Raw genomic sequence first — 14,882 nt, 5'->3', positions numbered from 1 at the left:
AGGCCGTCCTCCCACCCCTATCGGGAACTGATCGAGGCGAATTTCCGGATACAGAGCGGCACGAAGATGATGAGCATCAAGGCTGCACCGAGAAGCACCGTCAGCAGGGCGTTCTGCATGGGCCAGACGTCCGGGACCGGCGCCGATCCCACATTCCCGAACAGCTCCCGCGCGGCCTGCACGAAGGCCGAAACCGGGTTCCAGTTCGCGATGGTTTCCAGCGGGCCCGGCAGCGTCTGGCTCTGCACGAAGGCGTTGGAAATGAACGTCAGGGGAAACAGGATCATGAAGGAGGCGTTGTTGATCGTTTCCGGTGATTTGACGGACATGCCGAGCAATGCCATCACCCAACTGAATGCATAGGAGAAGAGGAGGAGGAGGGCTACGCCTCCCAGGAAGCTCCCCACCGAAGCATTCACCCTCCAGCCAACGAGGAAGCCCGTAGCCATCATGATGAGCACCGAGATCGCGTTGAGCACGAGGTCGCTGTTGGTCCTGCCGATGAGCACCGAAGACGAACTCATGGGAAGGGTTCGGAAACGGTCGATGATGCCGTCTTTCAGGTCCTGGGCCATGGCGGCCCCCGAGAACGTCGATCCGAAGATGACAGTCTGCGCGAAGATGCCTGCCATCAGGTACTGGGTGTAGTCCGTACCTTCGACTTCGATGGATCCGCCGTAGATCTGGCTGAACAGCAGGACGAACATGATGGGCTGAAGGACGGCGAAGATGAGCATGTCCGGCGAGCGCTTCAACTTCGTCAGGTTCCGCTTGGTGACGGTCCAGCCGTCCGAGAACCACATGGCACCTGCGCTCGGCACCACCGGCTGTTGCGCGGGCTGTTTCGGTGGTGCGAGGACACTCATGTTGCTTTCTCCTTCTGTGTTTCGCTGTCCGACAGGTTTTCAGTGTCTTCGGTGCGGCGTCCCGTGAGCTTCAGGAAGACGTCATCGAGACTGGGGCGCCGCATCCCTGCGTCGTGGAGTTCGACGGCTCCCTGGCCGAGATCAGCCAGGATGTACTGCAGGGCTCGTGGGCCGTTGATGACGGGCACCTCAACGGTGCGGCCGTCGGCGGCGAGGGACGGTGGGCCATCACCGTGGCGGCCCAGCACCTCGAGGGACGCCGCGGCATCGGCTTCGTCCACGAGGGTGACCACGACCCGGTGCCCGCCAATCTGCGCCTTCAGCGTGTCGGCGGTTCCTTCGGCGATCACTTTTCCGCCGTCGATCACGGCGATGTCGTCGGAAAGCTGGTCCGCTTCCTCAAGGTACTGGGTGGTGAGGAGCAGCGTGGTGCCGTCGCTGACGAGGCTACGGATGATGCCCCACAGCGAAAGCCTGCTGCGCGGGTCGAGGCCGGTGGTCGGCTCGTCGAGGAAGAGGATCTTCGGATTGATGACCAGCGCTCCGGCCAGGTCGATCCGGCGCCGCATACCGCCGGAGAACCCCTTGACCGGCCGGTTGCCGGCCTCGGTGAGCTCGAACTGGTCGATCAGCTCCTGCGCCCGGCGCTTCGCGGAGCGCGCTCCAAGGTGATAGAGCCGGCCCACCATCTCCAGGTTCTCGAAACCCGTGAGGTTCTCGTCCACTGCTGCGTACTGGCCGGACACCCCGATGATCCGCCGCACGGACTTCGGGTCGGCGACCACATCGATCCCGTCGACGACGGCGCTGCCCCCGGTGGGCTGGATCAGCGTGGTGAGGATCTTGACGACAGTTGTCTTTCCCGCCCCATTGGGCCCCAGCAGAGCCTTCACGGTGCCCTGTGGAACTGAGAGGTCCATGCCGTCAAGCGCGTGGACGGGGCCGCTCTTCGACTTGTAGGTCTTGTGCAGGCCGTGCGCCTCGATGATTGCCATGCGACAAAGCCTAGAACCCCCGGCCCTCTCGCACTACGAAATCAGGTCAGGTTCTGTCCTTATCCAGGGGTGCCCGGTTGGCGGCCGGCGCTGATACTTCCCGCTCCCGGGCTGCAGGTGCAACGAGGAACGACGCAAAGACCGCCACCCCCACCGCCAGCAGCGCATTGCGGATGCCGACAACATCACCGAGATATCCGAGCAACGGAGGTCCGGCCAGGAAAGCCGTATAGCCGATGGTGGAAACCACCGAGACGCGTGCCGCTGCCCGCGTCGGATCGTCGGCGGCTGCCGACATTCCCATGGGGAATCCCAGCGCGGCGCCCGTACCCCAGAGGATGGCACCCAGGGCGGCCAGTGGGAGGTTGGGCGCGAAAACGAAGATCACCAGACCCACCAGGGACGCCCCGAGGCTCACCTGCAGCACCCTCACCCGCCCGAAACGGTCGATGAAACTGCCGCCGATGAAGCGGAACGCGGTCATCGCCGCAACGAATACCGCGAACATCACGGCGCCGACGCTCTCGCTTGCGCCAAGACCGTCGACCGTCGCTTTCGCCACCCAGTCATTCGCCGCACCCTCGGTGAGTGCGGCGCCGAGGACGACGAGCCCGATCAGCAGTGTGCGGGGCTCCCGCCACGCATCGAGCCTCCCGGGAACAGGACCAGCCTCGGCATGGGCGGAATGGCCGGCTTCGGGAAGGAAGTACCGCGGAACCCACAGGGACACGCACAGCGACACGATCGAAACCCCGACCAGATGGGCTGGCAGCGAGACTTCAAGCGCCGACAGTCCGGCTCCCACCATCGCGCCGACGAAGGCACCGCCGCTGAACGCGGCATGGAAGCGCGGCATGATGGTCCGCCGGAGCTGCCGCTCCACGTCCGCACCCTCGATGTTCTGGGCGACGTCCCACAGGGCAACGCCTGAGCCGAAGAGGAACAATCCGACGCCGGTCAGGGGCACCGACTCCAACCACAGGCCGGAAGCCACAGCCCCTGCAGCCATCGCAGCCGCAGCTCCACCGAGGCGCACCGTGTTGGCTGTACCCACACGAGCGGAGATCGATCCCGCGAGCGGAAGGGAGATCACGGAACCCACCGCGCCAACCAGCAGCAGCGAGCCGATCTGGCCCGAGGAAAGGCCGAGGATCGAGGACGCCGCCGGAATCCGCGCCGCCCAGCTGGCGAAGACCAGACCGTTGAGCCCGAAGATCGCATAGGTGGCCCACATGGCCGGTCGAAGGTTGGGATTCACCCTGCAACCGTAGCAACGGGTTCAGCGCGCCCCCAACTCCTCCTGCCTGGCCCTGACCGTCTCCTTTTCAGCGCGCCCGTTCCACCCGGCCCTCGTCCCACACCGGCTCCTTCGATTCGTACACCTTGCCATCCGTTCCGAAGACGAGGAACCGGTCGAAGCTGCGCGCGAACCAGCGATCGTGCGTCACCGCGAGGACGGTGCCCTCGAACGCGTCGATGGCCCGCTCGAGGGCTTCGGCGGAATGCAGGTCGAGGTTGTCAGTAGGCTCGTCCAGCAGCAGGAGCGTTGCCCCCGAGAGCTCGAGCAGGAGAATCTGCAGCCGTGCCTGCTGGCCGCCGGACAGCGAGTCGTAGACCTGCTCCGACTGCCCCGCGAGCCCGTAGCGGTCCAGAACAGCCGACGCCGCTTCACGCCCCAGCCCCGAGCGGTGTTCGTCCCCGCGGTGCAGGATATCGAGCAGGGTGCGTCCCAGGAGGTCAGGGCGCGAATGGGTCTGGGCGAAGAATCCGGGGCGGATGCGCGCGCCGAGCTTCACGGAACCCTCATGGGGCACCTCCGCGATGTCGACGTCGGACACCGGCAGGTGCTCCTTGTCCGGATCGGTTCCGCCACCCGCGAGGAGTCGCAGGAAGTGGGACTTCCCTGATCCGTTGGAGCCCAGTACTCCCACGCGGTCGCCGAACCAGATCTCCGAGCTGAAAGGCTTCATCAGCCCGGTCAGCTCGAGCTTCTGCGCAACGACGGCGCGCTTCGCCGTCCGGCCTCCCCGCAGGCGCATGGTGACATTCTGTTCCATCGGAATGGCCTCGGGCGGGCCCGCTTCGAGGAACTTCGCCAGGCGGGTCTGGGCGGCGTGGTAACGGTTGGCCATGTCCGAGCGGAAGGCCGCCTTGTTCTTGTACATGTTCACCAGCTCCTTGAGCTTGATGTGTTCCTCGTCCCACCGCTTCCGCAACTCCTCGAAACGTGCGTTGCGGTCGGTGCGGGCCTTGAGGTAGGTCTCGAATCCCCCGCCGTGTGTCCAGGAAGAGGCGCCCAATGCTCCCGGTTCCAGGGTGACGATGCGGGTGGCGGCGTTGGCGAGCAGTTCGCGGTCGTGGCTCACGAACAGCACCGACTTCTTCGACTCGTTGAGCTTCGCCTCGAGCCAGCGCTTGCCGGGCACGTCCAGGTAGTTGTCGGGCTCGTCGAGCAGCAGGAGTTCATCCGGTCCGGTGAAAAGTGCCTCCAGCACCAGCCGCTTCTGCTCGCCACCGGATAACGACGACGCCGCCCGGTGCTGCGCGCGGTCGAACGGCACGCCGAGGGCTGCCATGGTTACTTCGTCCCAGGTGGTCTCGAGCTCGTATCCGCCGGCGTCACCCCAGTCGGCGAGCGCCTGCGCGTACTTCATCTGCGTGGGTTCGTCGTCGGCCTCCATCATGGCAAGTTCGGCGTCGTCCACCCCCTTCGCTGCCGCAGCGAGCGCGGGGGGAGCCGCTGAGACGAGGAGGTCCCGGACTGTCGTATCGTCGCGGACCTGTCCCACGAACTGGCGCATGATGCCCATGTTCCCCGAGCGGCTCACCGCTCCCTCATCCGCGCGGAGGTCACCGGCGATGATGCGCAACAGGGTCGTCTTGCCCGTTCCGTTGGGTCCGATCAGCGCGGTCTTGTGTCCCTCGCCCACCTTGAAGGACACCGCGTTGAGGAGTTGCCGGCCGTCGGAGAGGAAGTAATCGATGTTGGAGACGTCTAGGTGTGCCACTGCCCAAGTCTTTCATCCGCTGGCAAACCGGTGCTCCGGAAGGACGCCGACTCGGGGCTCGGCGCCACGTCTGCGTCGCCGGCGCGATCGCCGGACGACGTCGGCGAATTCCTCGCCGAATTCTGGCCGACGACCTGCATGCGGTGTACCGCTAGCCGGAAAGCATCCTCGAGGAACGCGGCGCGAACCCCTGGCCGCGGGACGCTCTCGACCGGTTCACTCTCCTGTTGCCGCAGCCTGGGACGTTGCTGCTCCGGAGGTGGCTGTGCCCAGGGGGATCATCCGGTAACCAACGCCCCGAACGGTCCGGATGAAGCGGGGCGTGCTGGCATCCTCACCGAGTTTCTTCCGAAGGTTGCGGATGTGCACCTCCACCAGGTGGTGATCCTGGCCCCAACCGTCCCCCCACACGCGGCTGAGCAGTGATTCGCGCGTCCAGACACGCTGGGCACCGGCCAGAAGAGTCTCGAGGAGGTCGAATTCAATGCGCGTAAGAGCTAGTTCCACGCCGTCGAGGGTCACCACCCGCCCTTCGACATCCACGACGAGTCCGCCGTGCTCGAGCATTGCATTCCCGTCCGACGGGGGGGGCCAGCTGGGAACCGGTGCGTGGCCTGCGGAACATGGCGGTGACCCGGGCCGAGAATTCGCGGGGGCTGAAGGGTTTCCCGATGAAATCGTCAGCCCCGATCTCAAGGCCGATCAGCCGGTCGATCTCCTCCTGGCGTGCAGTCACCATCACGATGTAGGCATCACTGACTGCGCGGGCCTGGCGGCACACTTCCACGCCGTCCAGATCCGGCAGGTTGAGGTCCAGGGTGATGAGATCGGGCTGGTGTGCGCGGACCAGGGCAAGGCCTTCCTGTCCGTTTGGTGCTTCGAAGGTGAAGAACCCATTCATGCGCAGCGTCGCGGACAGCAGATCGCGGATATCCTGGTCATCCTCGACAACGAGGGCAGTGCGCTGTGGCGACTGATTGGGCATACCTCTACATTGCCAGAAAACGGCAACGAATATTGCCTGCCCTTGAACAAACCTTGAACTTGGCGCGGTAGATGTGCCCGTAGGATTTTCTGGTGACCACACCCACCGCGCAGTCCCTCAACGTCCTCGGCCAGACCCTCAAGATGCATGCGAGTACCGGATCGGCCACGCCCGGGCCCGCGTTCGCCCTGGTCCACGGGATCGGGATGTCCCACCGCTACCTTGCGAGACTGCAGAATCTGCTGTCCGTCACGGCCGACACCTATTCCCTCGACCTTCCCGGCTTCGGGCCCAACCCACGGCCCGGCCGTACCCTTTCGGTCGAGGAGCACGCTGCCATCCTTGTGCAGGTGCTGCTGGATGCCGGCGTGACCCGCTGCGTCCTGGTGGGACACTCCATGGGTACGCAGATCGTTGCCGAAGCGGCACTGCAGGCCCCGGAACTGGTTGCCGGCGTCGTCCTCATCGGCCCTGTGGTGGACCGAAGGCGACGCAGCGTGCTGCGTCAGGCGTTGGCACTGGCCCACGACTCCCTGCGGGAAGCGCCCTCGGCCAACCTGATCGTGTTCACGGACTACCTCCGGACCGGCATACGCTGGTACCTCCGCGAACTGAAGCCCATGATGACCTATCCGCTCGAGGACACGATGCCCGGGATGAAGTGTCCCGTTCTGGTCCTTCGGGGCTCCCGGGATCCGGTGGCACGGAAGGAATGGTGCCGCGAACTCGCAGACATGAGCCCTGCGGGCCAGTTCAAAGAGATCGAGGGCCACCCCCACGTGGTGCAGCACAGCGCACCTGCTGCAGTCGCCGAACTGATCCGGACCTTCACGCGGTCGATTACCTCCCGCGCCGATGCACAGTAGGTCTTGCAACAAGCTTCAGCGGCACCATAGGGAAAACTTGAAGATTGAAGCGCATAGTAGAGACATAACGCACCTGGCCAGCCTCTCCGCAGGGAAGCTGGCCAGGTGTTCCAAAGACTGGGAAGAAGTGCCGACATGCCTGAAATGAACGAGTGGTCAACAAGCCGCCTCCTCACCACCGCCGCACGGCTGGTAGATCATGCGTGGAACGAGCGCCTTCTCGGTATCGGCATCACCCACGCCGGCTACACCACGCTCGGGGTCCTTTCCCGCGAAGGAACGATGACCGGGGCCAAACTCGCGCTGGCGGTGCACGTGCAGGCACAGACCATCGGCAAGACGATCGAGAAGCTCGAGCGCCAGGGCTTCATTTCGCGCATCCGCGACACGATGGACCGTCGCAGCCAGCGGGTCACCATCACCGCCTCCGGCACGGAAGCGCTCATCAAGGCCGAGAACATCGAGCGGACGCTCATGGCGGGCGAGGGCCTCGAATCCTTCGAACTACGGGCCCTGCTCCGTGGAATTGTGGGCGAACTCGCCCCCCAGCGGCAGAAGCTCGTTGCCGCAGCCGTCTGATCCGCGCTGGTCCTGCTCCCTCTGAGCCTGGTTCCCGGGGGAAACGATGAGTTCCCTCGACGAGCTCGCGGCACGCCTCCTCGGGCTTGCCTCAGGGGGGACAGGGCGCACCGTTCTGGGGATTGCTGGAGTGCCCGGAGCAGGGAAATCGACGCTCGCTGTCGCGCTGGTCGGGCACGTCAATGCTGCGGCGAAGAACGAAGGCCACCGGGCCGCCTATGTCCCGATGGATGGTTTCCACTTGGCCGACGTCGAACTGGATCGCCTCGGCCTGTCGGCCGCGAAGGGTGCGCCGGACACCTTCGACCCCTTCGGCTATGCTGCTCTGCTGCAGCGCCTCCGCCGGGACCTGACGCATACCGTGTACGCGCCGGGTTTCTCCCGGGAGTTCGAACAGCCCATCGCCGGCTCCATCGCAGTGAGCCCGTCAGCCGGCATCGTGGTGACGGAGGGAAACTACCTGCTCCTCGACGCCCCGGGCTGGCGGGAAGCACGGGCCGAATGCAGCGAGACCTGGTACTGCGAATCGGACGATCAGCTGCGCATCGAACGCCTGATCGACCGCCATGTCCGGTTCGGGAAGTCCCCTTCCGCCGCCCGGTCCTGGGTTGAACGCGTGGACGAGGCGAATGCGCGGCTGATCGCCGCGACCCGCAGCAGCGCAGACCTGACCGTCGACGCCGCCGTTCTTGGGTCTCTCAGCACTCCACCACGTTGAGGGCCAGGCCGCCGCGTGCTGTTTCCTTGTACTTGTCCATCATGTCCGCGCCGGTGTCGCGCATCGTCTTGATGGCGACGTCGAGGGAGACGTGATGCTGCCCGTCACCGCGCACCGCCATGCGGGCCGCCGTGATCGCCTTCATGGCCCCGACGGCGTTGCGCTCGATGCAGGGAATCTGGACGAGCCCGCCCACCGGATCGCAGGTGAGCCCGAGGTTGTGCTCGATCCCGATCTCCGCCGCGTTCTCCACCTGCTCCGGCGTGCCTCCCAGGACCTCGGCCAGCGCTCCGGCAGCCATCGCGCAGGCCGAACCGACCTCGCCCTGGCAGCCGACTTCGGCACCCGAGATCGACGCGTTCCTCTTGAACAGCGAACCGACGGCGGTGGCGGCGAGCAGGAACCGCACCACGCCGTCGTCGTCGGCTCCCGGAACGAAATCGACGTAGTACTTCAGGACGGCGGGAATGATGCCGGCCGCACCATTGGTGGGGGCTGTGACCACGCGCCCACCGGCAGCGTTCTCCTCATTGACCGCGAGCGCGAACAGCGTGACCCACTCCATGGTTCCGAGACGGTCGTCCGGATCGTTCGCCTTCTCGAGCAGCTCGAGCTGACGCGCCGCACGGCGCCGGACCTTGAGCCCGCCCGGCAGGATCCCCCCGGTGGAGGTACCGCGGCGGATCGTGTCCTGCATGACGTCCCAGATCTCCAGCAGACCGGCCCGCACTTCCGCCTCGGTCCGCCACGACAGTTCATTGGAGAGCACAACATCGGAGAACGACATGCCCGTGGCCTTGCAGAGGGCAAGGAGTTGGTCTCCGGTGGTGAACGGCTGTGAGACGGGAGCCGGCTTCTCGGTGGCTGACGTGGACCCGATCTGGTCCTCGTCCAGCACGAATCCCCCGCCCACCGAGAAGTAGTCACGGGTCCTGAGCAGTTCACCGGTGGAGCGATAAGCCTCGAACCTCATGCCGTTGGTGTGGTAGTCGAGGCGCTCCCTGCGGTGCAGGACCAGATCCACCTTCGGGTCGAAGCGGATGGGCTTCTCCCCTGCCAGCCGGAGCGAAGAGGTTTCGCCGATACTGTCGACGCGTGCGTCGGCGGTGGTCGGGTCCACGAGGTGCGGCTGCTCGCCCTCCAGGCCCAAGAGGACTGCCTTGACCGTCCCATGGCCGTGACCGGTGGCCCCGAGCGACCCGAAGAGTTGCACATGCAGCCGGTCGACGCCATCCAGCAGTCCTTCTGCGCGTAACAGTTCGGCGTAGAGGTATGCAGCCGTCATGGGCCCGCCGGTGTGCGAACTCGACGGGCCGATGCCGATCTTGAACAGATCGAAGGCGCTGATCGTCATGGGGTGCCTGGTGCGGTGGCCTGCCGCAGGAACGGCTCGACGCCGTCGTAGAGCGGGTGCGCATCGGCGAGACCGGCGACACGCGCGGCGAGCCCCGACAGATCCGCACCCTCCTCTGCAATGAGGGCTGCGGCGATGATGTCGGCGACGTCGCGGAAGGCGTCGTCGCCGAACCCTCGGCTCGCCAGCGCCGGCGTACCGATCCGGAGGCCCGAGGTCACCATCGGCGGCCGGGGGTCGAAGGGTACGGCGTTGCGGTTGACCGTGATGTCGATCGTCGCGAGGCGGTCTTCGGCCTGCTGCCCGTTGAGCTCGCAGTTCCGCAGATCTACCAGGACGAGGTGCACGTCGGTGCCGCCGCTGATCACGGAGATTCCCGCAGCGGCGACATCGGGCTGCATCAGCCGGTCGGCCAGGATGCGGGCGCCGTCGAGCACCCGCTGCTGCCGCTCGGCGAACTCCCCGGAGGCGGCGATCTTGAAAGCGACGGCCTTCCCCGCGATGACATGCTCCAGCGGCCCGCCCTGCTGGCCGGGGAACACAGCGGAATTGATCTTCTTCGCAATGTCGGCGTCATTGCTGAGGATGACGCCGCCGCGTGGCCCAGCGAGGGTCTTATGCGTCGTGGAGGTGGTGACGTGCGCATGCGACACCGGGGAAGGGTGCAGCCCTGCGGCGACGAGACCGGCGAAGTGGGCCATGTCCACCATGAGGTACGCCCCGACGGAATCGGCGATCTCGCGGAACCGGGCGAAGTCGAGTTGGCGGGCGTAGGCCGACCAGCCCGCCACGATCAGCTGCGGCTTGTGCTCCTGAGCCAGGCGTTCGACGTCGTCCATGTCCACACGGTGATCGTCCTCGCGCACCTGGTAGGGCACCACGTTGTAGAGCCGGCCGGAGAAGTTGATGCGCATGCCGTGCGTCAGGTGACCGCCGTGGGCGAGGTTGAGGCCCATGATGGTGTCGCCGGGCTTGATGAGCGCATGCATGACGGCAGCATTGGCCTGGGCTCCCGAATGCGGCTGGACGTTGGCGAAACCCGCCCCGAAGAGGGACTTCACGCGGTCGATGGCGAGTTGCTCCAGCACGTCCACATGCTCGCAGCCCCCGTAGTAGCGGCGGCCGGGGTAGCCCTCCGCGTACTTGTTGGTCAGCACTGATCCCTGCGCCTGCATCACTGCCTGCGGAGTGTGGTTTTCCGACGCGATCATCTCGAGGCCGCGGCGCTGGCGCCCCAACTCGGCATCGATGCCCGCGGCGACCTCAGGATCGAGGTCGGCGAGGCCGGCGTTCAGATGATCGACGGCGCTCATGCGCCCGGTAGCGATGCTCATGAGTCAATTCCATTCCGTTGCGCGTATTCTTCGGCAGGGTCGGTCGGGCCGGATTCGATCAAACCCGGAAATATGCTGATGAGGGCATAGGAGAAGGACATCACTTCTGGCGCCGGTAGAACGGTGTCTCCACCACAGTGAAGGGCTCAGGTCTTCCGCGCAGATCGACTGACACCTCGGTGCCGGGTACGGCGAGGGATGCCTCCACATAGGCGAGCGCCACCGGGTAGCCGAGGGTAGGACTCGGGAGGCCCGACGTCACGGTTCCCACGACGCTTCCGTCCACCACGACGTCGTATCCCGCCCGCGCCGAGCGGCGCCCGGATCCCTGCAACCCCACTAGCCGGCGTCCCGGTTCCTGGCCCTTCAGAGGTTCGAGGACGGAGCGGCCCACGAAGTCCTCGGTCTTCTTGAGGCTGACCACCGGCCCGAGGCCGGCTTCGAACGGGTTGGTGTCGAGGCCGAGTTCATGGCCGTACAGCGGCATTCCCGCTTCGAGCCGCAGGGAGTCACGGGAGGCGAGGCCGCACGGCATCAGGCCGTGCTCTCGACCCGCCTCCATCGCCGCGTTCCAGAGACGGACCGCAAAGGGGCCGCCAATGAAGATCTCGAAGCCGTCCTCCCCGGTGTAGCCGGTGCGTGCCAGCAGCACGGGAAGGCCTGCGAGCTCCACCTCGACTGCCGCGTAGTAGCGGAGCCCGGCGATGCTCGCCGCCGCTTCGGGAGCGGCCATCGCCAGGAGGATCGCTTCGGCGGTGGGGCCCTGCACGGCAATGAGCGCTGTTCCCTCCGACTGGTCCTCCACAGCGACGTCGAACCCGTCGGCGCGGATGCGCAGCTGCTCGGCGACACTGTCCGCGTTGCCCGCGTTGGGCACCACGAGGAAGCGCTCCTCGGCCAGGCGGTAAACGATGAGGTCATCGATCACGCCGCCCTCGGCGTTGCAGATGAGTGAGTATTTCGCCTTGCCGATGGCCACGACTGCCAGGTTGCTGACCAGGGCGTAGTTGAGGAAGCCGGCGGCCTGCGGGCCACTGACGAGCACCTCGCCCATGTGGGAGAGATCGAAGATCCCGGCGGTCCGCCGCACCGTGTGGTGCTCATCGAGTTCGCTGCGGTACTTCAACGGCATCTGCCAGCCGCCGAAGTCCAGAAAGGACGCCCCGAGGGCTTCGTGCTGGGCGTAGAGCGCTGTCTGCTTGGTCATGGAGTCCCTAGTCTTCGAAGGCTTCGATCGGCGGGCACGAGCACACCAGGTTGCGGTCACCGTGTGCGCCGTCGATCCGGCGTACGGGCGGGAAGAACTTGTTCTGCCGGAGTGAGCGCAGCGGGTAGGCGGCGAGCTCACGCGGGTACGCCTGGTTCCACTCATCGTCGATGAGCTGCTGAGCTGTGTGCGGGGCCTGCCGGAGCGGGCTTTCCTCAAGGGTGAAGTCTTTGCTCGCCACCCGGTCGATCTCGCCCTTGATGGCGACCATTGCCTCGATGAACCGGTCCAGCTCGCGGAGGTCCTCGGACTCGGTGGGCTCCACCATCAGGGTTCCGGCGACGGGGAAGGACAGCGTGGGTGCGTGGAATCCGTAGTCGATGAGGCGCTTGGCGACGTCCTCGGCGGTGACTCCCGTCTTCGCCGTGAGCGGCCGCAGGTCGAGGATGCACTCGTGGGCCACGAGTCCCTGCGCTCCGGTGTAGAGCACGGGGAAGTGGTCGTTGAGGCGGGCCGCCACGTAATTCGCGGCGAGCAGCGCGTGCGCCGTAGCGCTTGTAAGACCCTCGGATCCCATGAGCGCAACGTAGGCCCAGGAGATGGGCAGCACGCCGGCCGATCCGTACATCGAACCCGACACCGGGGCGCCCCCGGCCGCATCCGCGCCGCCGTCGTCCGCAATGCTGCGGTTCGCGTTCCCGGGGAGGAACGGTGAAAGGTGCTCGGCAACGGCAACAGGCCCGACGCCGGGTCCGCCGCCGCCGTGCGGGATGCAGAACGTCTTGTGCAGGTTGAGGTGCGAGACATCGCCGCCGAATTCACCCGGCTTCGCAAGGCCCACCAGTGCATTGAGGTTGGCGCCGTCGATGTAGACCTGGCCGCCGGCATCATGCACCTGATCGCACACCCACCGGACGTCCTCCTCGAACACGCCGTGCGTGGACGGGTAGGTGATCATGATCGCCGAGAGCTGATCCGCGTGCTTCTCGATCTTCGCGACGAGGTCGTCGTGGTCGATATTGCCATTGGCTGCCGTTGCCACGACCACCACCTTCATGCCGGCGAGGACCGCCGAGGCGGCATTGGTGCCATGGGCGGAGGACGGGATGAGGCAGACCGTACGGTCCTCATCGCCACGCGATCGGTGGTACCCGCGGATGGCGAGCAGGCCGGCGAGTTCGCCCTGCGAGCCGGCGTTCGGCTGGAGGGAGACCCTCGCGTATCCGGTGATCTCGGCGAGCCGCTCCTCGAGGTCGGTGATGAGTTCCCGCCACCCCTCGGTCTGGCCTTCCGGCGCGAACGGGTGGATCGAGGCGAACTCGGGCCAGGAGATGGACTCCATCTCCACTGTGGCGTTGAGCTTCATGGTGCACGAGCCGAGCGGGATCATGGTGCGGTCCAGCGCCAAGTCCTTGTCCGACAGGCGGCGCAGGTAGCGCAGCATGGCGGTTTCGGAGCGGTGCATCGAGAAGACGGGGTGGGTCAGGAACCGCGACGTCCGCTGCAGCTCCTGGGGAATGCGGCTCGTTCCGCCGGTGGCGGAGGATCCGTCGGCACCGGCGGATCCCGTCATCTCCGCCCCGAGGATCCCGGCGAGCGCCTCGACGTGCTGCACGGTGGTGGTCTCGTCGCAGGAGATGCCGAAGTGGTCGGCGTCGATGCGGCGCAGGTTGAAGCCCTGCTCCTCGGCCTGCTGCACGAGGTCGGCAGCCTTGCCCGGCGCCTTCACCAGCAGCGTGTCGAAGAACTCGGTGTGGACCACTGTGGCATCGGTCCCGGCCAGCAGGTCGGCGAGCTGCACGGCACGCTCGTGCGTGGTGCGCGCGATGGCCTTCAGCCCCTCCGGCCCGTGATACACCGCGTACATGCTGGCGACGATCGCGAGCAGTGCCTGCGCGGTGCAGATGTTCGACGTCGCCTTCTCGCGGCGGATGTGCTGCTCGCGGGTCTGGAGTGCCAGACGGTAGGCGGGCGCGCCGTCAGCGTCCTTCGAGACGCCGACGAGCCGTCCGGGGAGCATGCGCTCGAGTCCCTTGCGGACGGCCATGTACGCGGCGTGCGGCCCGCCGAAGAAGAGCGGGACACCGAAGCGCTGGGCCGAGCCGACGGCGATGTCGGCGCCCTGCTCGCCGGGAGGGGTGATGAGGGTCAGTGCGAGGAGGTCTGCGGCGACGGTGACGAGTGCGCCACGCTCCTTGGCGGCGTCGATCACTGCCTTGTAGTCGCGGATGGCTCCCGAAACGCTGGGCTGCTGCAGGACGATGCCGTTGATGTCGCCGTCCGGCAGTCCGGTCGAGAGGTCGGCGATCTCCACTTCGAAGCCGAGGGCTTCGGCGCGGCCGCGCACGACGGCGACGGTCTGGGGGAGGGCGTCGGCGTCGATCACCGTGCGGCCCTTGTTCTTGCCGGTGCGGCGCATGAGCAGCACCGCTTCGGCTACGGCGGAGGCTTCGTCGAGCAGCGAGGCGTTGGCGATGTCGAGGGCGGTGAGGTCCTGCACCATGGTCTGGAAATTGAGGAGCGCTTCGAGGCGTCCCTGCGAGATCTCGGGCTGGTAGGGCGTGTAGGCCGTGTACCAGGCGGGGGATTCGAGCACGTTGCGGCGGATCACGGGGGGCGTGACGGTGTCGAAGTAGCCCTGCCCGATCATCTGGACCGCGGTCCTGTTCTTCCCCGCCATGGCACGCAGCTGGACGAGGACCTCCGATTCGCTCAGCGCGCCGGGAAGGTTCAGTGCGCGCTCGGAACGGATGCTGGCAGGTACAGCGATGTCGACGAGCTTGTCGATGCTGGGGTAGCCGAGCACCTCCAGCATCCGACCGGCGTCGGACGGGCGGGGGCCGATATGCCGGTCTGCGAAGGTTGAAGCCGTTTCCGGGGAGGCTGTCATGGGAACTCCATACGTCAGGTGGGTGCGCGTGGGTGCGCCTACGTGGTGGGTTCCTCCCCGCTCTGTAGGGGACCTGAGAG

General features: G+C 66.4%; 14 protein-coding genes. 4 read left to right on the top strand and 10 right to left on the bottom strand.

The window, feature by feature from the left end:
• Positions 1-17: 17 nt before the first annotated feature.
• From IWX75_RS01060 to IWX75_RS17550, 6 genes are all read right to left on the bottom strand, one after another.
• On the bottom strand, positions 18-866 hold the full coding sequence (locus tag IWX75_RS01060; protein WP_196820400.1) for an ABC transporter permease: 849 nt from the start codon (positions 864-866) through the stop codon (positions 18-20).
• Entirely contained in the window at positions 863-1,861 is a 999-nt protein-coding gene (locus IWX75_RS01055; RefSeq protein ID WP_196820399.1) for an ATP-binding cassette domain-containing protein, read from the bottom strand. The genes IWX75_RS01060 and IWX75_RS01055 overlap by 4 nt, the downstream gene beginning before the upstream one ends.
• A gap of 46 nt (positions 1,862-1,907) precedes the next feature.
• Positions 1,908-3,095, bottom strand: a complete 1,188-nt coding sequence (locus IWX75_RS01050; protein ID WP_196820829.1) for an MFS transporter — start codon at positions 3,093-3,095, stop codon at positions 1,908-1,910.
• Positions 3,096-3,186: 91 nt separating this feature from the next.
• Entirely contained in the window at positions 3,187-4,869 is a 1,683-nt protein-coding gene (locus IWX75_RS01045; RefSeq protein WP_196820398.1) for an ABC-F family ATP-binding cassette domain-containing protein, read from the bottom strand.
• Between the two features lie 216 nt (positions 4,870-5,085).
• A complete protein-coding gene (locus tag IWX75_RS17555) occupies positions 5,086-5,436 on the bottom strand; it encodes a winged helix-turn-helix domain-containing protein (RefSeq protein WP_334684018.1) in 351 nt (116 codons plus the stop codon).
• On the bottom strand, positions 5,351-5,770 hold the full coding sequence (locus IWX75_RS17550; protein ID WP_334684079.1) for a response regulator: 420 nt from the start codon (positions 5,768-5,770) through the stop codon (positions 5,351-5,353). Before IWX75_RS17550 ends, IWX75_RS17555 begins: the two co-directional genes overlap by 86 nt.
• Between IWX75_RS17550 and IWX75_RS17545 the strand changes: the two genes are divergently transcribed.
• The 4 genes from IWX75_RS17545 to IWX75_RS01025 all read left to right on the top strand — a co-directional run bounded on the left by IWX75_RS17545 (position 5,705) and on the right by IWX75_RS01025 (position 8,017).
• Positions 5,705-5,911 carry a hypothetical protein gene (locus IWX75_RS17545; RefSeq protein WP_334684092.1) on the top strand — a complete coding sequence of 69 codons (207 nt, stop codon included), beginning with the start codon at positions 5,705-5,707 and terminating at the stop codon, positions 5,909-5,911. The two genes, IWX75_RS17550 and IWX75_RS17545, sit on opposite strands and share 66 nt — an antisense overlap.
• 35 nt (positions 5,912-5,946) lie before the next feature.
• Positions 5,947-6,720, top strand: coding sequence for an alpha/beta fold hydrolase (locus IWX75_RS01035; protein WP_334684017.1), 774 nt, complete (start codon positions 5,947-5,949; stop codon positions 6,718-6,720).
• 135 nt (positions 6,721-6,855) lie between these two features.
• Complete coding sequence (locus IWX75_RS01030) at positions 6,856-7,299, top strand: MarR family winged helix-turn-helix transcriptional regulator (protein WP_334684016.1); 444 nt, start codon at positions 6,856-6,858, stop codon at positions 7,297-7,299.
• 46 nt (positions 7,300-7,345) lie between these two features.
• On the top strand, positions 7,346-8,017 hold the full coding sequence (locus tag IWX75_RS01025) for a nucleoside/nucleotide kinase family protein (protein ID WP_196820397.1): 672 nt from the start codon (positions 7,346-7,348) through the stop codon (positions 8,015-8,017).
• Here IWX75_RS01025 and IWX75_RS01020 read toward each other — a convergent pair.
• From IWX75_RS01020 to gcvP, 4 genes are all read right to left on the bottom strand, one after another.
• Positions 7,998-9,371: an L-serine ammonia-lyase gene (locus IWX75_RS01020; protein ID WP_196820396.1), complete on the bottom strand. Its 1,374-nt coding sequence runs from the start codon at positions 9,369-9,371 to the stop codon at positions 7,998-8,000. The genes IWX75_RS01025 and IWX75_RS01020 overlap by 20 nt on opposite strands.
• On the bottom strand, positions 9,368-10,705 hold the full coding sequence (gene glyA / locus IWX75_RS01015) for a serine hydroxymethyltransferase (RefSeq protein WP_334684015.1): 1,338 nt from the start codon (positions 10,703-10,705) through the stop codon (positions 9,368-9,370). Before glyA ends, IWX75_RS01020 begins: the two co-directional genes overlap by 4 nt.
• A 100-nt stretch (positions 10,706-10,805) precedes the next feature.
• A complete protein-coding gene (gene gcvT / locus IWX75_RS01010; protein WP_196820395.1) occupies positions 10,806-11,912 on the bottom strand; it encodes a glycine cleavage system aminomethyltransferase GcvT in 1,107 nt (368 codons plus the stop codon).
• A gap of 7 nt (positions 11,913-11,919) precedes the next feature.
• Positions 11,920-14,802: an aminomethyl-transferring glycine dehydrogenase gene (gene gcvP, locus IWX75_RS01005; RefSeq protein WP_196820394.1), complete on the bottom strand. Its 2,883-nt coding sequence runs from the start codon at positions 14,800-14,802 to the stop codon at positions 11,920-11,922.
• Positions 14,803-14,882 lie beyond the last annotated feature (80 nt).

The organism is Arthrobacter sp. CAN_A6, assembly GCF_015751715.1.
Classification (GTDB): Bacteria; Actinomycetota; Actinomycetes; order Actinomycetales; family Micrococcaceae; genus Arthrobacter_D.
The sequence above is the reverse complement of the archived record's forward strand: the minus strand, read 5'-3'. Positions and strand labels throughout refer to the sequence as shown.